The following is a 20065-nucleotide window of genomic DNA, read 5'->3' as shown; positions in this document are numbered from 1 at the left end:
CAGCGCAGGCTAGTTCACGCGCCGCCGGTTCCGGGCCCGTTCCCGTGCTTGGCGTCCCGGTCGTCCCGTTTCGACCCACCCGGGTCGGTGAGGTCGAAGGGCGCGGAGTGCTCGGCGGCCCGCTCCTGCGGGTCGGGCCCCGCCGAGTCGGGCTCCGAGCCCTTCGTGCGACGGGTCGAATCCCGCACCCAGCCGATCAGGCCGCCCCAATACGGTTCCTCCGGTTCCGGGACCGGATCCTCGACGATGGGCAGGACCCGGCCGGTGACCGGGTCGTGGGCCCAGGTGAACGTGTGCGGGGCCGAGACCGTGACGAAGTTGGGAACCTCGTCGTAGTGGGTGATCATGTCCGGGGTGACCTTGAACTTCTTCGGCGGGTTGGCGGTCCAGGCCGCGACCATCAGCACGATCCGCACCTGCAGGTTGACCCACAGCAGCAACGTGATGATGGCGGCGAATCCGGCCAGCAGCGGGTTGTCCACGGCCCCTACCGCCGAGGTGCCCAGATACCGCAGCAGGCCGGCTCCGATTCCGCCGATGATGGCTCCGATGATCAGGTCCCGGCGGCCCGGGCGCGCCCCGGCCAGTCCGCGGTAGATGAAGATGAAGATGCAGGTGTCGACCGCCAGGGCCACCAGCAGACCCAGTGCGCGCAACAGGAATCCGACGCCGGGAGCATCACCCAGGCCGATCAGGTCCAGCAACCAGGTGGCCATCGTCCCGGCTGCCACGCCCAGAACGGCCGTGACCAGCACGCTCAGGGCCAGGACGGTGAACCCGCCCAGATCACGCAGCATCGCCAGCCCCGGGTTCTCCTTGGGCCGCACCATCCCGAACATCGCCCGTACACCGCTGCGCAGCGCCGTGATCACCCCGATCGCCGTGTTCAGCAGCACCACCACCGCGATCGCCCCGGCGATCCCGCCGGCGGTGGTGAGTTGCAGTTGATCGGGCGTGACCATTCCGCCGTCGCCGGTGTCCACGATCCCGGGCAGTACCTGGTCGAGTTGGTCCAGCACCGAGTCCCGCAGGGGCTCGTTGCCCCCCAGCACCGCCATGAACACGGTGAACCCGATCACCAGGGCGGCGAAGATCGAGAACAGGGCCGAGAAGGCGATCCCACCGGACAGCAGCGCCCCGTTCGCGCTGCCGTACCGGCCCAGTGCTCGCACCGCCCGGGTGCGCACGGCCCAATCGAGGAATTCCTTGAACTTCGCCATACCTCCAGCATGCCTGGTCCGGACTGCCGGGGCACTCCGGTCGGTGGACGGCCCGCCCGCTGCCGACCGGTCAGGAGGACAGCACGAACGTACTCACATCCCGCCAGACGCCGTCGTCCCCGAACTCGTACAGGGAGAAGTGTGCCACCGCGAACAGCGCGTCGAATCCGGCCATGTCCGCCTCGGCACGGTCCAGGTCATTCGTGGGCACGTCGTGGGCGATGGTCACGTGCGGGTGGTAGGGGAACTGCAGGTCCTGGCGCAACGGGCCGGCATTGACGGCCTCGTGCAGCGCCGTGCACTCCTGGGCGCCGGCGCGCAGGCTCACGAACACCACTTGGCTCAGCGGGCGGAAGGACTCGGTGCCGCTCAGTTCCATCACGAACGGCCGGGACCGGTCGGCCACGTTGCTCAGGTGGTCCACCACGACGCCCATCTGGTCGGGCTCGACCACCACCGGCGGCAGCAGCGTGACGTGGGGCGGGACCGAGTAGGCGTGCGGGTCACCGGCCTCGACGCGGGCTCGCGTCAGCCGGGAGTTGTAGGGCTCCGGGATCGGGATCGACACCCCGATCCGCAACTGGTCCCCCACCCGTTCGGGCAATGTCACCGCGGGCACCCCCCCGGATGCTCGGGTCGGCCCATCGACATCGGCACCTGCTCCCTCTCCTCCGGTCCCGGGCCCCGCCCGCCTCTGACCTGCCCGCGTTCTGCTCCCACGCTACTCTGCGGCGCCGGTGCGCGAGTACGCCGATCCTGCCGCGTTGTGCCGCTGCGGGGCTGCCGGCGCCGTGTTCGAGCTGAGAGGATGAGATCATGAACAGTTCAGCACTCATCCAGGCGTGGACCGAAGCTCACGGGCGCAGCAGGGCCGAGGAGGTCTTCGCGGCCGCCTTCGGCGGCACAGCCGGGGGCCCGGGGGTGGTCGCCTCGGCACCGGGCCGGGTGAACCTGATCGGGGAGCACACCGACTACAACGGCGGCCTGTGCCTGCCGATCGCGCTGCCGCACCGCACCTTCGTGACGGCCCGGGCCCGGGCTGATGACCGGGTCCGCCTGGTCTCGGAGAAGGAGGACCGGGTGTGGGAGGCCCCCCTGTCCCAGGTGAGCCCCGGTTCGGTCTCGGGGTGGGGCACCTACGTGGCCGGGGTGGCGTGGGCGCTGGCCCAGGAGGGGGTCCCGGTACCCGGGTTCGACCTGGCGGTGGCCTCCTGCGTCCCCTACGGCGCCGGGCTGAGTTCCTCCGCGGCGCTGGGTTGCGCCACCGCGATGGCCCTGGCGCGCCTGGTCGGGAGCGAGTGGACCGGACCGGACCTACGGACCGATGCGGGTAGGGCATGGGCCGCGCAGGTGTGCGTGCGTGCCGAGAACGAGATCGCCGGCGCCCCCACCGGTGGGCTGGACCAGGCGGCGTCGCTGCGGGCGAGGGCCGGGCACGCGCTGCTGTTGGACACCCGGTCCGGCCAGGTGGAGCAGGTGCCCTTCGACCTGGCTGCCGCGGACCTGGAACTGCTGGTCATCGACACCCGCGCCGAGCACGCCCTGGTCGATGGTCAGTACGCGCAGCGCCGGGCCTCCTGTGAGTCGGCTGCGGCGACGCTGGGAGTGCAGACGCTGCGGGAGATCAGCGTGGCAGGGCTCCCCGGAGCCCTCGCGGCGCTGCCGGATGAGACCACCCGGGCCCGGGTGCGCCACGTGGTCACCGAGATCGCCCGGGTGAAGGAGTTCGTGGGGTTGCTGGGGGCTGGCTCCTGGGCACGGGCTGGCGCGGTGATGAATGCCTCGCACGCCTCCCTGGCCACCGACTACGAGGTCTCCGCAGCCGAACTGGACACCGCGGTGCAGGCGGCCCGCGAGGCCGGTGCGCTGGGTGCGCGGATGACCGGCGGCGGGTTCGGTGGCTCGGCGATCGCGCTGATTCCCCGCGGCGGCGCCGAACGGATCGCCGCACACGTCGCCGAGGCGTTCAGCGCCGCCGGGCACCGCGATCCGGCGTTCCTGAGAGCCGAGGCCGCCGCGCCGGCGCACTGACGCCCGGGCATGGCTCAGCGGCCATAAGTCACCGTCAGCGGCGCGTGGTCGGAGAAGCGTTCGGCGTAGGACGGGGCTCGGTCCACCCGGACCGACGTGACGCTCTCGGCCAGATCCGGCGTGGCGTACTGGTAGTCGATGCGCCAGCCGGCGTCGTTGTTGTAGGCCTGGCCGCGCCATGACCACCAGGTGAAGGGGCCGGGCCCGTCTCCACCGTGCCGCCGGCCCAGATCCACCCACCCCTGCTGCAACCAGGCGTCGAGGTAGGCCCGTTCGGCGGGCAGGAAGCCGGCCGACTTCAGGTTGCCCCTCCAGTTCTTGATGTCCACCTCGCGGTGGGCGATGTTGACGTCCCCGCCGACGACGACGTCGCGGCCGCCGGTGATCAACTCACCCAGGCGAGCGGTCACCTTGTCCAGGAACGCGTACTTGTCATCCATGGAGGCAGTGCCGGCGGTGCCGGAGTGCACATAGGCCGAGGCCACCGTGATCCTGCCCGGTCCCGGCACGTCCAGGTCGGCTTCGACCCAGCGGCCCACCTGGTCCTCGGTCTCGGTCTCGGGTGGCCCCAGCCCCGAGCGCACGGCGGTGATCGGGTGCCGGGAGGCCACGGCCACACCGTTGCGACCCTTGGCGGCACCGGCCCGGTGGATCAGGTGCCAGTCCGGCCCGAGGTGCTCGGTGATGATCTCATCGCTGGCCCGCACCTCCTGGAGCAGCAAAATCTGCGGATCGGCGGCGACCAGCCAGTCGGCCATCCCGCGGCGATAGGCGGCTCGGATGCCGTTGACGTTCACGGTGGAGACTTTCAGCATCCCCCCATCCTCGCCCACCGGCACGGGTGCCCCGGCCGGCTTCAGGCGGCGGTGCCGTAGCCGCTGGCCTCCTCGACCGTGAAGACCGTGTCCGGCTCGACCACCCCGTGGTCGGGCACCTTCGTCCCGGCGGCGACCACCGCGCCATCGCGCACACGCGCTCCCCGACCGATCACCGCGCGGGCCCCGATGTGGGTGTTCGCACCGATGACGGCTTCGGCCGCCACGACCGCCTCGCGGTCCACCCAGGCACGCTGGTCCAACCGGGCGCGTTCACCCACACGTGCGCCGGGGTCGACGTAGGCTGCCGGAGCCACCGATGCGGTCGGGTGCACCGTCGCCTTGGACGAGACCAGGCCACCTCCGTTGGGGTGGTAGGCATACCGGAGCAGGGTGCCGTCGTCGTCCTCGAATTCCTCGTACTTGCGCCGCCTGCGGGCCAATATGTCCTCCTTCAAATCGGGTTACACCTCGTCATCTGTTCCAACGTCGGCCCCGCTGCGAAGATTCCGGATGTGCCACACACGCCGGGCGGGCTTGCTCCGAGTGCATCAATGCCCACCGTGCCGTCCCTGTCGTGCCGGTCCGCGGACGCGCGGTACCGGTGACCGGTCGCACGACCGGTGTCCAGCACCGGCGCCGGCAGCAGCAGCAACAACGACCGCAGACTCGCTCAGCGGGCGGCCTCCGAGCCCGCAGCCCGGGCCGCCCTCAGCCGGTCAGCAACTCTTCGAGCAGGTGCCCGAACACCTCAGGGGCCTCGATGTGGGGGCTGTGGCCGATGCCGGGCAGATCCACCTCGCGGTAGGTACCGCCGTTCGCGGCGTAGTCCTCCAGAACCGCGCGCATCTGACTGACCATCGGCTGCGGCGGGTAGGTGTCGGCGCCAGGCCAGCCGGGCACCACGCCCAGGGCGCCGAGTTGGCCGAAGTCCAGCGAGGAGGTGTCGGACACGATCGCGTCCGCGTCCCCGTGCACCCACAGCACCGGACCCACCTGCGGCACGTTCGCGAATGCGGAGACGTCGTAGTACTTCGGTGACAGGGCGTTGTTGATCCCCGTGGTGCCGGGCGCCACACCCGGCCAGTTCTGGCTGGGTACCGAATCGCCCGGATAGTTTCCGGCACCGATCGTGGTGGACAGCACCGAGTCCAGCAGCAGGTCCTCATCGGCCAGTTCGGTGCCCGGTGCCACATACAGCGCCCGGAACACCGACAGCGGTGAGTGCGGGTGGTCGGTGCTGCGGTCCCCGGCCGCGATGGCCGCGGCGAAATCCGGGTTGGCGGTGCCTCCCCCGGAGCCGGCGAAGTCGGGCCACACCGGTGTGCCGTCGGTGCCGGCGGTGCCGCCGAACCCATAGGGCGAGGCGGGCGCCTCCAGGAGCATCCGGGCCACCCGGCCGGGATGGTCGATCGCCAGTTGCATGATCACACCCGCCCCGGCGGAGTGGCCGACGAACGCGGCCCGCTCCACCCCGAGTGCGTCCATCAGGGCGATCACGTCATCGGAGAGCTCGCCCATGCCGCGGGTCGCGTCCAGTGGTGCCACCTCGGTGTCGCCGTAGCCGCGCAGGTCAGGGGCGATGCCACGCCAGCCCTCGGGCAGGGTGGTGAGCAACCGGTGGAAGAACGCCGAGGAGGAACAGTTGCCGTGCACCAGGATCACCGTGCCGCCTTCAGCGGATGCCTCCCCGGCCATCCGGACGTGGGTGCGCAGCCGGCCGGTGTCCACGTCGGTCTCGGTGACGGCCGTGCTGGTCGGGGTGGTCATGGTCTCTCCTCGGGTCTGGCCGTGCGGGGCGCGTGCACGCCTAGGGGGTATGCAGCAGCAGTGCCTCGCCCTGCCCGCCGCCGCCGCACAGGGCGACGGCGGCGCGGGTGGCCTCCCCGGCGGCGATGCGGTGGGCGGCGTGGACGGCCAGGCGGGTGCCCGAGGCGCCGATGGGGTGGCCCAGGGCGATCCCGCCGCCGTCGGGGTTGATCACGGACACGTCCACGCCCAGGCGGGCGGCCGAGCCGATCACCACGGCGGCGAAGGCCTCGTTGATCTCCAGCAGGTCCACCTCACCGACAGCCCAACCCTGCCGGTCCAGGGCCACCTCGAGCGCCGCGGCGGGCTGTTCCTGCAATGACGCATCCGGGCCGGCGACCTGCCCGCAGGCCCCCAAAGCGGCGAGCACATCCCAGCCCTGCTCAGCGGCCCGCTGCGCCGTGGTGACCACCACGGCCGCGGCCCCGTCGCTGATCTGGGAGGCGTTCCCGGCGGTGATGTGGCCCTCGGGGGTGAACGCCGGCGCCAGCTTCGCCAGCGATTCGGTGGTGGTGTCGGGACGGATGCCCTCATCGCGCTCCACAACCGTTTCCCCCCGGCGGGTGCGGATCGTGACCGGGGCTACCTCGGCGTCGAACCGTCCGCCCTGCCACGCAGCCTGGGCGCGCTGGTGGGAGGCGGCGGCTACCGAGTCCTGCTCGCCGCGGGTCGTGGGAAAGACGTCCCGACGGCGGTCGGTGCCCAGCCCCATCGCCTCACCGCTCCAGGGATCGGTCAGCCCGTCATAAGCCATGTGGTCGATCGCGGTGGTGGGACCGAAGGCCCAGCCCTTGCGTGATCCGGTGAGCAGGTGCGGGGCCAGACTCATCGACTCCATCCCGCCGGCCACCACCACCTGGGCCTCACCGGAACGCACCAGCCGGGTGGCGTCGATGATGGCGCTCAACCCGGACAGGCAAACCTTGTTCACCGTGGTGGCATGGGCTCGCCACCCCACACCGGCGGCGATCGCGGCCTGCCGGGCCGGTGCCTGCCCGGCGCCGGCCTGCAGCACCTGGCCCATGAAGACCGCGTCCACCACCTCGGCCGGCACCCGGCCGCGTTCCAGGGCCGCTCTGATCGCATGGCCACCCAGTTCGGTGGCCGGCAGCGTCGAGAGCGCACCGTTCATCCGCCCCTGCGGGGTGCGCGCCGCAGCCACAATCACGATGTCACTCATGCCCCTACCTCCACCTTGGTCAGGTCACTGGCCACCGTCAGTTTGGGTTCGGTGGCTGCCTTGACCTCCTCCACACTCACTCCTGGTGCGGTCTCGACCAGCACCAACCCCTCGGCAGTGACGTCGATGACGGCCAGATCGGTGATGATCCGGTCCACCACACCCTTACCCGTCAGCGGCAACGAGCACTCATCGACGATCTTGGCGCTACCGTCCTTGGCGGTGTGGGTCATCAGGATGATCACCTTGCGCGCCCCGTACACCAGGTCCATCCCCCCGCCGGGGCCCTTGACCATCTTGCCCGGGATCATCCAGTTCGCCAGGTCCCCAGCGGCGCTGACCTGCATCGCTCCCAGGATCGCCGCATCGATCTTGCCACCGCGGATCATCCCGAAACTCATCGCCGAATCGAAGAACGCCGCCCCGGGCAGTACCGTCACCGTCTCCTTGCCGGCATTGATCAGATCCGGATCCAGTTCCTCCTCCACCGGGTAGGGGCCCACTCCCAGGATCCCGTTCTCGGACTGCAGCACCAACGCCTTGTCCGCCGGCACATAGTTCGGCACCAGCGTCGGCATCCCGATGCCCAGGTTCACATACGCCCCATCAGGCAACTCCAGGGCCGCCCGGGCCGCCATCTGCTCACGAGTCAGAGCCATGATCACCGCCCCGCTTCCTGGCGCACCGTGCGCCGTTCGATCCGCTTCTCGAAGTCGCGGCCCACATACACCAGCCGGTGCACATAAATCCCGGGAAGATGGACCTCGTCCGGATCGATCTGCCCCGGCTCCACCAGCTCCTCCACCTGGGCGACACACACCCGCCCCGCCATCGCCGCCAAGGGAGAGAAGTTGCGCGAGGCCTTGTTGAACACCAGGTTGCCGTAGCGGTCCCCCTTCATCGCGTGCACCAGGGCGAAGTCGCAACTGATCGCCTCCTCCAGGACGTACTCGGCTTCCGTGCCGCCGGCACCGAAGGTGCGCACCTCCTTGGCCGGGGAGGCCTTGGCCACCGACCCATCGGGGGCGTACCGCATCGGCAACCCGCCTTCGGCGACCTGGGTGCCCACCCCGGCCCTGGTGTAGAACGCCGCGATCCCCGATCCTCCCGCTCGCAGTTTCTCCGCCAACGTGCCCTGCGGGGTCAACTCCACCTCCAGTTCACCGGAGAGGTACTGGCGCTCGAAGTCCTTGTTCTCCCCCACGTAGGAGGCGGTCATCTTCGCCAGCCGTCCGGCCCCGAGCAGCAGCCCGAGCCCAAAGTCCTCCACCCCGCAGTTGTTCGACACCACCGACAACTCACTCGCCCCCTGGGCCAGCAACGCCTCGATCAGTGCCACCGGGTTACCGCTCAACCCGAACCCACCCACCGCCAACGAAGCACCATCACCAATATCAGCCACCGCGATCGCCGGGGAGTCCACCACCTTGTCCAAGCCGGCACTCTGCGCCGGCGGCCCAGCTGTGGTCGTCGTCATCGTCGTACTCCTTCCGTCGTCATCGTCGGATCCGCCGCGGGGCGCCCGGCCAGGTGCGCGGCCACCAACCGCGCTCCCGCGGCGGACATCACGACGGTGTAGTGGTTGACGTCGTCGGCCCATTCCATAGTAAGGCAGGGCAGACGTTCGGCCCAGGCCCGAACGTGCTCGGGACGGTACAACGGGGCGTCATCGAGCAGGCCGCGGGGGGCGTGCACGAATGTGGTGGGGGTCGCGAGATTCACCAGGGCCCGGTGTACCAGGTCCCCGGTGACCAGTTCGCGCTGGTCGGCCGCGACCGCCTCGACGGCCGAGGTCGGCCGCCAGCCGTCGCCGTCCGGCTCCAGGTCGTAGTCGAAGTAGGGCGCCAGTTCCGCCACCAGTTCGGGACCGAAGGCCGGGTGACCGCTCCAGAAGTCGCGGTAGGCCTCCTGACCGGGAAACGTCATCCGCAGCCGCTGCAGCGCCGGGCCCAGAACTGCCTGCATGAGCAGGTCCGGGTCGGCGTCGGCCGGGATCTCCAGCGGGAGACCGCCATCGACCAGCACCATGTCCCGCACCAGATCCGGCTGGCGGTCCTGCAGCACCACGGCCACGAAGGCGCCCATCGAATGACCCAGCGCGGTCACCTCGGCCACGCCCAGGTGCCGCACCAGGGATGTCAGGTCCGCCGCGTGCCGGGCCATCCCATACGGGCCGGGCAGGGTGTTCGAGCGGCCCCGGCCGCGTAGGTCCGGGGCGATGATGCGCCTGCCGGGCAGCAGCGCGGGCAGCCGTAACCAGCCCTGGTGGGTGGCGGTGATGCCGTGGATGGCCAGCACCGGTGGCTCCTGCGTGAGGGGTGCGGGCGCTTCGGGCTCCCAGATCCCCGCGCGCAGGTACCCCCCGTCCACGGGCACGTCCACGGTGCGGTAGGTGTGCGTCCTCATCGGGCTTGCCACCCCCCGTCCAGGCCGAAGGAGGAACCGGTGGCCATGGTCGAGTGCGGGCCGGTGAGCCAGAGCACCAGGTCGGCGACGTCGTCGGGCTCGGCCAGTTGCTTGACCGCCTGCTGGGTGAGCAGCACCTTCTCCAGCACCTCCTCCGCACCGATGCCGTGCACCCGGGCCTGGTCGGCGATCTGCTGCTCCACCAGGGCGGTGCGCACGTACCCGGGGTTGACGCACACGCTGTTCACACCGTGGGCGGCACCCTCCAGGGCGGTCACCTTGCTCAACCCTTCCAGGGCGTGCTTGGCGGTGACGTAGGCGCTCTTGTACGGCGAGGCCACCAGCCCGTGTACCGAGGAGATGTTGATGATACGACCCCAACCCCGCGCGTACATGTGCGGGAGGACGGCCCGGATGAGCAGGAACGGGGCTTCGACCATGATCCGCTGGATCCGGCGGAAGTCGGCCGGGTCGAACTCCTGGATCGGGGCCACCACCTGGATCCCGGCGTTGTTGACCAGGATGTCGGCCTGCACGGTGGCCTCGGCCAGGACGGTGGTCTGGTCCAGGTCCACGGCCCAGACCCGGCCCCCGATCTCGGCGGCCAGCGCCTCGGCGGCACACTCGTCACGGTCGGCCACCAGCACCTGGGCACCGGCCCGCGCGAGCGCGCGGGCACAGGCCGCGCCGATCCCGGCGGCACCCCCGGTCACCACCGCGTGCTTCCCGGTCAGGTCAGTCATCGCCCTGCCCTGCCCCTCCGGGCGCCAGCGCCCGCTCGATCAGCGTCATGATGCCGTCGAGAACAGCCTCGGGAAGCTCCTCCGGAGCCTGGCCCTCGGTCCAGGTCACCCACCGCATTCCGACCAGTTCGCCGATGCCCATCAAGGCCCATGCGGTGACTTCCGGGTCCAGATCGGCGGCCACCTCGCCACGTTCCTGGGCGGCCGTGAGGCCGGCGACGTAGCCGCGGGCGATGGTCTCGTAGTGCACGTGCAGCACGTCCGGGGCGACGAACTCGGCCTGGCGCATGATCCGGTACAACGCGGGGTTCTGGGCGGTGAAGCGGAAGAACGCGCGAAAACCCGCACGCTCGGCGGCAATGCGGCCGGTCTCGGCGCTGGAGGCTTCGTGCATCGCCCCGCGCACCCGGGAGTTCAGGTCCCGCACCACTTCCTCGAACACCTGCTGCTTGGAGGAGAAGTACAGGTAGAAGGTGCCCTGCCCGACGTCCGCCGCTGTGGTGATCTTCACGATCGAGGCCTCGTGGTACCCGTACTCGGCGAACACCTCGGCGGCCACGGCCAGGATCCGCGTGCGGGTGCGCGATCCTCGTTCGGTACGCGGTGGGGCACTCATCGGCTCTCCTTCGGCTCAGGCATCAGGGCGCCGCGGCGGATCTTGTGCAGCGCGGTACGCGGGAACTCGGTGACGAACCGCACCGAGCGGGGAACCTTGAACGTCGCCAGTTCGGCGCGGCAATGAGCGAGCAGTTCCTCCGGTGCCGGTGGCCGGTCCGGGTCGATGGGCACGACCACGGCCTGGCCCACTTCACCCCAGCGCTCGTCGGGCACCCCGATCACGGCGGCGTCGGCCACCTGCGGATGGCGCCGCAGGACGCCCTCGACCTGGGCCGGTGCCACGTTCTCCCCGCCGGTGATGTACATGTTGGACAACCGGTCCACCACCCGGTAGTAGCCGGCCTCGTCCCTGGTGGCCAGGTCGCCGGTGCGTAACCAGTCGCCGGTGAACGCGGCGGCGGTGGCCTCCGGGTCGTCGTGGTAGCCGGCGAACACGGCCGGGCCGCGGACCAGCAGTTCCCCGCTGCCGGCGCCGGTGATCAGGTCCCCGGTACCGACCTCGGCCAGCGCCACCTCGACGTGCGGGTAGGGCTTGCCGACCGAGCCGACGCGGGTGAAGGCATCCTCGGGCGGGACCAGCAGCACGTTCGGGGCGGCTTCGCTGAGGCCGTAGCCCTGGATCACCCGCACCCCTCGGTCGTGCCAGGTGTGCAGCAGCTCGGCAGGCATGGGGGCACCGCCCACCACCATGTGCGTCAGGCCGGACAGGTCCGCCCCGGCGAATCCGGGCACCTCGGCAATCATGCGGTAGTGGGAGGGGACTCCCATCATGGTGCTCACCCGGTGCTGGGTGAGCACGCCGAGCACCTGCTCCGGGTCGAAGTCCGGTTCCAGCACCACGGTGGCCCCCCGCCACCAGGCCAGCAACGGTTGCACGTTCCACCCGCCCACGTGGTACTGCGGCAGCACGGCCAGGACCACGTCCTCGGTGGTCATCCCGGCCACACCGGACAGGGACAGATTGGTCCAGAAGCAGTTGGCGTGGGTGAGCACCACCCCGCGGGGGCTGGAGGTGCTGCCGGAGGTATACACGATCAGGAGCGGGTCGTCGTCCCGGGGTGCACGGCCCGGTCCGGCTCGGGTGCGTGCCGGCGCCGGCACCTCCCCCTCGTCGAGGTCCTCCAGGAACACCACCGGTGCGCTACCGAGGGCCCCGGTCGCGTCGAGATCGTCGGCGAAGGCTCGTTGCACAGCGATCAGCGCCGGGCGTGCGTGCCCGAGCAGATAGGTCAGTTCACCGGTGCCGAGCCGCCACGACAACGGCACCAGCACCAGTCCCGCCTTGGCGCAGGCGAAGAACAGCACCACGTGTGCGGTGCTGTTGCGGGTCAGCGTGGCCACCCGGTCACCACTGCGGTAACCGGCCCGCAGCAGCCGGTCGGCCAGCGCAGTTGCGCGGGCGTCGAGTTCGGCGTACGTGGTGCGCACTCCGCACTCGTCGATGGCCACCTTCCCCGGGGTCAACCGGGCGTGATCGGCGGTCCAACGACCCAGGGTATGACCGCCGGGCTCGAGTGTGTTCACGCGATCTCCTCCAGCCGGCGTCGTTCGCGTGCCTTGCGCCGTTGCGCGGCACCCTTGCCACCGACCACCCGGGTGGCCACCCGCCGCAGTCCGCCGGCGATGCCACCCGGCAGGAAGAGCACCACCAAGATGAACAGCGTACCGAGGATGAAGGCCGGTTCGCTCATCGGGATCCGCAGCACCGTGGGCAGACCCTCGACGGCCTCGGAGGAGGCCAGCACCGACAGCCGCTGGTTGAGCATGGTGAAGGTGAGGGCCCCCACGATCGCGCCCCAGCGGGATCCCACGCCGCCCAGCACCACCATGATCAGCGCCTGGATGGTGAACTCGGCCGAGGAGATCGTCGGGACCGCCTGGGACTGCAACAGCAGGTAGGTCATCCCGATCGCGGCGGCCAGGGTGCCCGCGATGGCGAAGGTCAGCAGCCGGATCAGGTTGGGCGCCTGGCCCAGCACCCGCACCCGCATCTCGTTCTCCCGGGTGGCTTCCACCACGTGCCCGGCGCGGGAGCGCTGCACCCAGGTGACCACCACGTAGACCACCACCAGCAGGATCAGCGCCAACCAGTACATGTTGCGGGTGTTCACCACCCCCACCAGCGCGTCCGGCACGTTCGCGGTGGCCAGGCCGATGCCTTCCTCCCCGCCGCTGTAGCCGCCCGGGTTCCGCCGGGCGATCACGTTGCCGGCCTGCGCGAAAGCCAGGGTCACCATCGCGAAGGAGACCCCGGAAACACGCAACGACACCGCCCCCACCAGGGTGGCCAGCGCGATGGCGGCCACCAGGACCAGCACCGCGGCGATCAGCAGTGGCATGTCGGTGCGCTGCAGCACGATCGCCAGACCATAGGCGCCGGCGGCGAAGTACAGCGCGTGCCCGAAACTGAGCATCCCGGCGACCCCGTAGACCAGGTGGTAGGTCAGCGCCAGGGCGCCGTAGATCATGCACAGGGCGAGCAGGTGCATGGTGCCGGGGGTGTAGGTGGCGCCGGGCAGCACCCCGGGGACGGAGATATCAAGCAGCGGCAGGCAGGCCACGGCCACCACCATCGCCAGGCCCACGAGCACTGGGACCCGGCGGCTGGGTCGGCGTACCTGGTCGGCTCCGGGTTCGGCCGGCTGGGCGGCGGCGGTGGCCTCGGTGTGGTTCCGGGTGTCGGTACTCATGCTCGTTTCACTCCCAGCAGGCCGGAGGGGCGCAGCAACAGGACGACGGCGAGGGCCAGCACCGCGATCAGGTCACCGACGCCCCAGTAGTAGTTGGCGAACTGCTGTGGCACCGCCACCAGGATCGCGGCGATCGCGGCACCGCCGAGTGAGCCGAGCCCACCGATGACGGTGACGATGAAGGCGAAGATCAGCAGCGTCTGGCCCATGTGTGCCGAGACGTACCCGAAGTACTGCGAGGCCAGCACCCCGCCGAGGCCGGCGGCGGCGCCGCCGATGGCGAAGACGAGCGTGAAGGAGCGGCGTACGTCGATCCCCAGCGCGGTCACCATGGACCTGTTCTCCACGCCCGCGCGGATGATCAGGCCGTACCGGGTGTGTCGCAGGAACAGCACCAGGCCCAGCAGCAGCGCCGCGGCGACGGCGATCGTGATGAACACGGTGTTGGGGACCCTGGCCCCCATGATCGGGGTGGTCTGGCCGAACCAGCTGGGCCCGGAGATGAACACCGGGTCGGTGCCCCAGACACCCTCGAACAAGGCCACCCCCACCAGGCCCAGGCCCACGGTGATGAGGACCTGCTCGATGTGCCGGTTGTACAGCGGGCGGATCAGGAACAACTCGGTGAGCGCGGCGATCACGGCGCCGGCGACCGCCCCGGCCAGCAGGGCCAGGCCGAAGCCACCCCAGGTGCTGGGATCCAATCGTTTGGCGACCTCCCAGCCGACGAACGCACCCAGCGACAGGAACACCCCGTGGGCAAAGTTCAGCACGTGCATCAGGCCGTAGATCAGCGACAGCCCGGAGGCGATCAGGAAATACAGCGCGCCCAGTCCCAGGCCGGTCACGAGCAGCAGCACCACGGTGTTCATGTCTGCACCTCCGTGGTCGGGTGGGTGGCTACGCCGAGGAAGCGCTGGACGGCGTCCTCATCGGCCAGTAGTTCGGCCGCCTTGCCGGTGTGCACCACCACGCCTGCGTCGATGACCACGACCGCGTCGGCGAGGCGTTCGATCACCGGCAGGTTCTGTTCCACCAGCAGGATCGGGGCGGTGCGGGCGGCTTCCTCCAGCGCCTGCGCCACCTGGTCCACGATCCGTGGCGCCAGACCCTTGGTGGGCTCATCCACCAGTAGCAGCCGGTTGCGGTTGATCAGGGCCCGGGACAGGGACAGCATCTGCTGCTGCCCGCCGGACAGCGTCCCGGCGCGCTGGTCGGCCCGCGGGACCAGGTCGGGGAAGAGGGCCTCGACCAGATCGTGGCGGGGGTCGGAATCGCGCACCGCCAGGCGCAGGTTCTCCGCGACGGTCAACCCGGCGAACACCTCCCGGTCCTCGGGCACGTACCCGATGCCGCGGCGGACGATCCTGTGGGTGTGCTCGGAGTCGATGCGCTCACCAGCGAACGTGACCCGGCCGGACCGGGTGATCAAGCCCATGATCGCCTTCAGCGTGGAGGTCTTGCCCACGCCGTTGCGGCCGAGCACCGCGGTCACCCCGGCCTCCGGCACGCTCAACGACACATCCTCGACCACCTGCTGGCCACCGACGGCGGCGGACAGGTGCTCGACCTGCAGCAGCGCGCTCATGCCGCCGTCCCCAGGTAGGCACTCTGCACGGCCGCGTCGTCCATGATCGCCTCCGGGGAGTCCAGTGCCAGGATGGCGCCCTGGTGCAGCACGGCCACGCGCTGGACCAGGTCCATCACGACGTCGATGTGGTGCTCGACCATCAGTACGGTGCAGTTGTGGTCACGGTGCATGCCACGGATCACCTCGGACAGTCCGGGCACGTCGGCGCGGGAGACCCCGGCCATCGGCTCGTCGAGCAGGATCACGCGGGGATTCATCGCCAGCAGCACCGCGATCTCGAGCTTGCGCTTGTCCCCGTGGCTGAGACCTCCGGCCTGCACGTCCACCAGATCACTCAGGCCGACCTCGGCCAGGTGGTCACGGGCGATCATGGTGGCCTCGTCGCGCCAGCGCGGGAAGCGCAGCACCGACAGGTTGCCACCGAGTTCCCGCTGGGCCGCCAGCCGCACGTTCTCCAGCACGCTCAGTCCCGGGAACAGGTTGGAGGTCTGGAAGGTGCGGCCCAGCCCGGCCCGGGCCCGGTGGTGGATCGCTGCGGTGGTGATGTCCCGGCCGGCGAGTTCGATCCTGCCGGCGGTGGGCCGGTAGATGCCCGAGATCATGTTGAACAGCGTGGTCTTGCCTGCCCCGTTGGGGCCGATCACGCCGAGCATCTCCCCGGCGGGGACAGTGAGGTTCACGTCGGTGAGGATCCTGATGCCACCGACGGCGAAACTCAGGTTCTGCACGCTCAACGCAACTGGTGTGGGAGACATGGGGGGCCTTCCTGGGAAGGGCCGGTCCGCGGCTGGCGCGGACCGGCCCGGGTCAGCGCAGGGTCAGTTCGTCTCGGGCGGCTCGACGTCCGCGCCGTCGACGGTGGAGACCAGCTCCGGAACCCAGTTGCCCTCGTCGTCCTGGGCCAGCCGGGCCTGGTACATCGGCTGGATCAGGGCGTGGTCGGAGGCCCGGATGGTGTAGTCACCCTTGGGCCCTTCGAAGTTCCACCCCTCCAGCGCCGCGATCATCGCGTCGACGTCATCGCCGCCGCCGGCGGTGCTGATCGCGTGCACGATCATCTGGGCGGCGGTGAACCCGTCCGGGGTGAACAGGTCCGGGGTGCCACCGGCCTCCTCGACGTGGGCGACCAGGAAGTCGTTGATCGCGTTGTCCGGGGCGCCTGGGAAGTAGTGGTTCAGGAAGTCGATCTGGTCCGAGGCCTCGCCGTAGGCGTTGAACGTGGAGGCATCGCCCAGTCCGGTGACCACGGTGATGTCGTCCAGCACGCCCTGCTGGCTCAGGGACTGCCACATCGCACCGGAGGTGGCCCCGGCCCAGGCCACGAAGACCATGTCCGGGTCGGCATCGAGAACCTGCGCGGCGAACGGGGTGAACTCGGTGACGTCCTCGGGGATCATCACCGAGGACACCTCGGCGCCCTGGGCGCCCAGGATGCCGTCGACGGCGGCGAAGTTGCCCTGACCGAAGGCGTTGTCCTGGCCGAAGACGAGGATCTTCGAGCCCTCGACGTCGATGAAGGAGCCCGCGGTGGCCACGTCCTGCAGGGACTGGCGCCCGGAGCGGAAGGTGTAGTCGTTGATCCCGGTGACCGCGTCCGCGGCGGCCGGACCGGAGATGTAGAGCACTTCGTTCTGCTCGGCCTGCTCGGCGAGCGCCAGCGCCACACCGGAAACGGCGGTGCCGGTCATGATCGTGTAGCCCTGGCCGATGACGTCGCGAGCGGCGGTGATGGCACGGTCGGTGTCGCCGCCGTCGTCGAGGATCTCCACGACGACCTCCATGCCGTCGATCTGCCCGGTGCCGTCGGTGGCGTAGTCCAAGCCGGCGTGGAAGCCCTCGATGAAGGTGTCACCGTAGGCGGCCAGGGGGCCGGTGGTGGAGGTGATCAGGGCGACCTCGACCGGATCGCCCCCGGACGCTGCGTCCTCCGCCGAGGCGGGATCGGCTTCGCCCTGGTCGCCGTCGTCGCCGGCATCACTTCCGCCGCCACCACCGTCGGCACTGGGGGCGCAGGCACCGACGGCCAGGAGGGCCGCCAGGCCCATCGTGGCCACGAGGGTCTTGGTTTGTACACGCACGGGGGACCGCCTCTTCGTTGAGTGCCACGCCGGGCGCCTGGCCCGGACATGACAGGTGATTCAGGTTTCATGAATCATGAACTGCGTCCGCCATCCCTGTCAAGCCGCGCACGCCGTCGACCCGCGCCGGAGGCGGTACTCCAGGGCGCGGATGAAGGGCCGGCAGGGCGGCATACGAGTGCGACCGCGGACCTCGGGTCCGGCGGTGCGATGGCCTGGCGCGGGGACTAGGACATCAACCAGAACGTGATCGCGAGCGCCGCGATCACCGATCCTGCTGCGCCGAGCACCCAGCCGAGGGCAGCGCCGGAGGGCGCCCGGGTGCCGGCGCCCAGGGTCTCGACCACCCGGGCCTGGGACACCGCCGCGCGGTAGCGTGCGTAGGCCCCGAAGCCCACCAGCGCCACCGTCGGCATCAACCACGGCGTCACGCCGGCGGTGGCCAACTGGATGCCGATCACCACCAGCCCGATCACCCCGGCGGCCAGGAGGTGGATCACGGCGCTGCGGTGGGTAGTTCTCCCCTGGTGTCTCACCCTCCTAGCATGGTCCACTCGGACCGAGCCCAACAAGGAGGAGACGCGCGTGACTGAGTTGTACGTCGACCCGGAGGCGCTCCGGAAGTTCGGTAGGTCGATCGATGGCTATGCCGATGACGCCGGAACCGCCAAGACCTACCACGGAACCTGGTGCACCCTGACCGGCGGCCACGGGATCTTCCAGAACTTCACCTCCCTCGCCGCGGAGGTGCGGATCGCCGTCGATGACGCCCTGGACCACATGCAGGAGGTCCTGCGGTCCTCGGGGGCGGAGTTGGAGTCCTCGGCCGACTACTACGCCGAGACCGACGACGACGTCGCCGCCGAGATGGACGGGAAGTACCCCAGATGAGCGGCCCGGCCGACGCGCTCGTCACGCCGAGTGACGAGCCGATCATCCCGGATCTGGCCGAACTGGTGATCAGTTCGATGGGCACGATCCTCAGTCCCAGCGGCTGGATCCGCACCGTGGTGAACTGGGTCTTCGACTGGGACCCGCTGGCGGAGGTGTCCAAGACCTTCAGTGGCGACTGGAACTCCGTGGCCCAGGCCGCCCGCGCGTACGAGAACCTGGCGAGTTTCTCCACCGAGGCCGGCGCCCATATTGGTGCCGACACCCGCAAGGTCCAAGCCGATTGGGAAGGTCAGGCCGCCGATGCCGCCGCCGGCTACATGAACGACACCTTGATCCCGGCGCTGACCGAGCTCGCTGCGTCCCTGAACAATTCCGCCGGGGACTTCCGCGCCGTCGCCGTGGGGATGCACCGCACCTCCGAAGCGGCGATCTCGGCGTTCACCGCCGTGACCGACTGGATCATCTACACCGCCGCGGTCGCCGCCGCCGCGGCCGCGTCCTCCTGGACGGGAGTGGGCGCGGTCATCGGCGGCGGGGCCACCGCGGCCGCCGTGGCCAAGACGATCCAAACCGTGAGCACCGCGGCTGACGCGCTCTCCGCCGGGCAGGCCGTGATCAACGTCTTCGCGGGTGTGGTCCCCGGGTACTTGGGCGCCATCCACGGATTCAGGGACACCGAGCTCCCCGCCGGCTACAACCACGCATTGGTGACCTCATGAGCAATCAGACGCCCGAACCCGATCAGCCGATGCTGTCCTCGATCCCGGTCGGCAGCCCGGCGCACAAGAAACTCGCCGAGGCGATGCGGATCCTGCGCGACCAGGCGCCCGATGCTCAGTCCGCCACGTTCTACGACGACATCCTCGCCGGACGACGTTCGGCCCGGGACCTGGCCGAGTCCGAGGATTTCGCCCGGGTCGCGCAGCAGGGCCTGGCCCGACACCAGGAAGAACTGGACAGCCTGGACGAGACCGAGCGGGCCCGACGCCAGGAGCAGGCGCAGGCCGAGGCCGAGCGACTGGACCGCCGGCCGGGTACCTGAGCAACACCGGGCATCGCAGTGGGCGTAGCCGCCCCGGCCCACGCCGGCTCAGCGTGAGGGGAGTCCCCGTTCCGCGGCCTCGACGGTGTTGCGCAGCAGCATCGCGATCGTCGTGGGGCCCACTCCCCCGACCCGCGGGGTGATCGCTCCGGCCACCTGCTCACACCGTTCGTCCACGTCCGGTAGGAGTTTGCGTCCCGAGTAGCGCACCCCCCCGCCGATCACGGTGGCGCCGGGGCTGATGTGCTCCGGTTGCAGGATCCCCGGCACCCCGGCCGCGGCGATGACCACCTCAGCCCGCCGGGTATAGCGGTGCCAGTCGCCCACCCCGGTGTGCACCACGGTGACGGCCGCGTTGGCGGTGGGCCGCTTCTGCGACAGCACCAGCGCGAGCGGCCGCCCCAGCGTGGTACCCCGGCCCAGGATGCACACCTCACGACCGGCAACGGGAATCTCATAGTGTGCCAGCAGCGTCTCGATGCCCGCCGGGGTGCACGGGACCGGACCGGGCATGCCCAGGGCCAGGCGACCCATGTTCACCGGGTGCAACCCGTCCACATCCTTGTCCGGATCCATGGTGAGCATCGCCGCGTCGAAGTCGATCTGCGGCGGGGTGGGGTGCTGGACCAGGATGCCGTGCACCTCCTCGGCGGCGTTGAACTCGGCGATCGCGGACTCCAGGTCGGCCTGGGTAGCGTCCGCGGGCAGATGGGTGTGCGGGGACGTCATGCCGAGTTCGGCTGCCTTGCCCTGCTTCATCCGGATGTACCCGGCCGAGGCCGGGTCACCTCCCACCAGGATGGTGGCCAGCCCGGGGCGTCGGCCGGCCCCGGTGAGGGCGGCGATTCGTGGGGCCAGTTCGGCTATCACCGCATCGGCCACCGGGCGGCCCGGGAGCATGCGGGCGGGCGACGTTTCACCTACAGGTACTGCCTCAGTCATCGGCTG

Annotated in this window: 23 protein-coding genes; 4 read left to right on the top strand and 19 right to left on the bottom strand. The window is 70.3% G+C overall.

From position 1 onward, the window contains the following. Positions 1 to 14 precede the first annotated feature (14 nt). On the bottom strand, positions 15 to 1220 hold the full coding sequence (locus ACO0LU_RS02960; protein WP_424789927.1) for a YihY/virulence factor BrkB family protein: 1206 nt from the start codon (positions 1218 to 1220) through the stop codon (positions 15 to 17). A gap of 70 nt (positions 1221 to 1290) precedes the next feature. Then, the gene (locus ACO0LU_RS02955) at positions 1291 to 1830 is read right to left on the bottom strand and encodes a 2'-5' RNA ligase family protein (RefSeq protein ID WP_424789926.1); all 540 of its coding nucleotides are present in this window, start codon (positions 1828 to 1830) and stop codon (positions 1291 to 1293) included. 206 nt (positions 1831 to 2036) lie between these two features. Here ACO0LU_RS02955 and galK point away from each other — a divergent pair, with 206 nt between their 5' ends. Then, positions 2037 to 3251, top strand: coding sequence for a galactokinase (gene galK, locus ACO0LU_RS02950; RefSeq protein WP_424789925.1), 1215 nt, complete (start codon positions 2037 to 2039; stop codon positions 3249 to 3251). A 14-nt stretch (positions 3252 to 3265) separates the two neighbouring features. Here the strand turns inward: galK and ACO0LU_RS02945 are convergent, their stop codons facing one another. The 16 genes from ACO0LU_RS02945 to ACO0LU_RS02870 form a co-directional block, all read right to left on the bottom strand. After that, positions 3266 to 4066: an exodeoxyribonuclease III gene (locus tag ACO0LU_RS02945; protein ID WP_424789924.1), complete on the bottom strand. Its 801-nt coding sequence runs from the start codon at positions 4064 to 4066 to the stop codon at positions 3266 to 3268. Positions 4067 to 4107: 41 nt separating this feature from the next. Continuing rightward, on the bottom strand, positions 4108 to 4524 hold the full coding sequence (locus tag ACO0LU_RS02940; protein WP_424789923.1) for a DapH/DapD/GlmU-related protein: 417 nt from the start codon (positions 4522 to 4524) through the stop codon (positions 4108 to 4110). A 253-nt stretch (positions 4525 to 4777) separates the two neighbouring features. Then, positions 4778 to 5836 (bottom strand): alpha/beta hydrolase, encoded by a 1059-nt coding sequence (locus ACO0LU_RS02935; RefSeq protein ID WP_424789922.1) that lies wholly within the window; start codon positions 5834 to 5836, stop codon positions 4778 to 4780. Between the two features lie 40 nt (positions 5837 to 5876). Then, the gene (locus tag ACO0LU_RS02930; protein WP_424789921.1) at positions 5877 to 7055 is read right to left on the bottom strand and encodes an acetyl-CoA C-acyltransferase; all 1179 of its coding nucleotides are present in this window, start codon (positions 7053 to 7055) and stop codon (positions 5877 to 5879) included. Then, positions 7052 to 7714, bottom strand: coding sequence for a CoA transferase subunit B (locus tag ACO0LU_RS02925; protein ID WP_424789920.1), 663 nt, complete (start codon positions 7712 to 7714; stop codon positions 7052 to 7054). Before ACO0LU_RS02925 ends, ACO0LU_RS02930 begins: the two co-directional genes overlap by 4 nt. Before the next feature lie 2 nt (positions 7715 to 7716). After that, positions 7717 to 8532 (bottom strand): CoA transferase subunit A, encoded by an 816-nt coding sequence (locus ACO0LU_RS02920; RefSeq protein ID WP_424789919.1) that lies wholly within the window; start codon positions 8530 to 8532, stop codon positions 7717 to 7719. Then, complete coding sequence (locus ACO0LU_RS02915; protein WP_424789918.1) at positions 8529 to 9461, bottom strand: alpha/beta fold hydrolase; 933 nt, start codon at positions 9459 to 9461, stop codon at positions 8529 to 8531. The genes ACO0LU_RS02920 and ACO0LU_RS02915 overlap by 4 nt, the downstream gene beginning before the upstream one ends. After that, positions 9458 to 10204, bottom strand: coding sequence for a 3-hydroxybutyrate dehydrogenase (locus tag ACO0LU_RS02910; protein ID WP_424789917.1), 747 nt, complete (start codon positions 10202 to 10204; stop codon positions 9458 to 9460). The genes ACO0LU_RS02915 and ACO0LU_RS02910 overlap by 4 nt, the downstream gene beginning before the upstream one ends. Continuing rightward, positions 10197 to 10820, bottom strand: coding sequence for a TetR/AcrR family transcriptional regulator (locus ACO0LU_RS02905; protein ID WP_424789916.1), 624 nt, complete (start codon positions 10818 to 10820; stop codon positions 10197 to 10199). Before ACO0LU_RS02905 ends, ACO0LU_RS02910 begins: the two co-directional genes overlap by 8 nt. Next, the gene (locus tag ACO0LU_RS02900) at positions 10817 to 12346 is read right to left on the bottom strand and encodes a class I adenylate-forming enzyme family protein (protein WP_424789915.1); all 1530 of its coding nucleotides are present in this window, start codon (positions 12344 to 12346) and stop codon (positions 10817 to 10819) included. Before ACO0LU_RS02900 ends, ACO0LU_RS02905 begins: the two co-directional genes overlap by 4 nt. Then, entirely contained in the window at positions 12343 to 13512 is a 1170-nt protein-coding gene (locus tag ACO0LU_RS02895) for a branched-chain amino acid ABC transporter permease (protein WP_424789914.1), read from the bottom strand. The genes ACO0LU_RS02900 and ACO0LU_RS02895 overlap by 4 nt, the downstream gene beginning before the upstream one ends. After that, positions 13509 to 14384, bottom strand: a complete 876-nt coding sequence (locus ACO0LU_RS02890) for a branched-chain amino acid ABC transporter permease (protein WP_424789913.1) — start codon at positions 14382 to 14384, stop codon at positions 13509 to 13511. The genes ACO0LU_RS02895 and ACO0LU_RS02890 overlap by 4 nt, the downstream gene beginning before the upstream one ends. Then, a complete protein-coding gene (locus tag ACO0LU_RS02885) occupies positions 14381 to 15100 on the bottom strand; it encodes an ABC transporter ATP-binding protein (RefSeq protein ID WP_424789912.1) in 720 nt (239 codons plus the stop codon). The genes ACO0LU_RS02890 and ACO0LU_RS02885 overlap by 4 nt, the downstream gene beginning before the upstream one ends. Next, a complete protein-coding gene (locus ACO0LU_RS02880; RefSeq protein ID WP_424789911.1) occupies positions 15097 to 15858 on the bottom strand; it encodes an ABC transporter ATP-binding protein in 762 nt (253 codons plus the stop codon). Before ACO0LU_RS02880 ends, ACO0LU_RS02885 begins: the two co-directional genes overlap by 4 nt. Before the next feature lie 63 nt (positions 15859 to 15921). Beyond that, positions 15922 to 17181, bottom strand: coding sequence for a substrate-binding domain-containing protein (locus ACO0LU_RS02875; RefSeq protein ID WP_424789910.1), 1260 nt, complete (start codon positions 17179 to 17181; stop codon positions 15922 to 15924). 227 nt (positions 17182 to 17408) lie between these two features. Beyond that, positions 17409 to 17681, bottom strand: coding sequence for a hypothetical protein (locus ACO0LU_RS02870; RefSeq protein WP_424789909.1), 273 nt, complete (start codon positions 17679 to 17681; stop codon positions 17409 to 17411). Between the two features lie 85 nt (positions 17682 to 17766). On the opposite strand from ACO0LU_RS02870, the gene ACO0LU_RS02865 reads away from it, so the two are divergent. The 3 genes from ACO0LU_RS02865 to ACO0LU_RS02855 are packed head-to-tail and all read left to right on the top strand — an operon-like array spanning position 17767 to position 19117. Then, the gene (locus ACO0LU_RS02865) at positions 17767 to 18072 is read left to right on the top strand and encodes a type VII secretion target (protein ID WP_424789908.1); all 306 of its coding nucleotides are present in this window, start codon (positions 17767 to 17769) and stop codon (positions 18070 to 18072) included. After that, positions 18069 to 18794 carry a WXG100 family type VII secretion target gene (locus ACO0LU_RS02860; protein WP_424789907.1) on the top strand — a complete coding sequence of 242 codons (726 nt, stop codon included), beginning with the start codon at positions 18069 to 18071 and terminating at the stop codon, positions 18792 to 18794. The genes ACO0LU_RS02865 and ACO0LU_RS02860 overlap by 4 nt, the downstream gene beginning before the upstream one ends. Continuing rightward, on the top strand, positions 18791 to 19117 hold the full coding sequence (locus ACO0LU_RS02855) for a hypothetical protein (RefSeq protein WP_424789906.1): 327 nt from the start codon (positions 18791 to 18793) through the stop codon (positions 19115 to 19117). The genes ACO0LU_RS02860 and ACO0LU_RS02855 overlap by 4 nt, the downstream gene beginning before the upstream one ends. Positions 19118 to 19165: 48 nt before the next feature. Here ACO0LU_RS02855 and ACO0LU_RS02850 read toward each other — a convergent pair whose 3' ends face one another. Next, positions 19166 to 20059, bottom strand: coding sequence for a bifunctional 5,10-methylenetetrahydrofolate dehydrogenase/5,10-methenyltetrahydrofolate cyclohydrolase (locus ACO0LU_RS02850; RefSeq protein WP_424789905.1), 894 nt, complete (start codon positions 20057 to 20059; stop codon positions 19166 to 19168). Between the last annotated feature and the right edge of the window lie 6 nt (positions 20060 to 20065).

It is taken from the genome of Pseudactinotalea sp. Z1748 (assembly GCF_049725185.1).
Lineage (GTDB): Bacteria > Actinomycetota > Actinomycetes > Actinomycetales > Beutenbergiaceae > CALKWS01.
The sequence above is the reverse complement of the archived record's forward strand: the minus strand, read 5'-3'. Positions and strand labels throughout refer to the sequence as shown.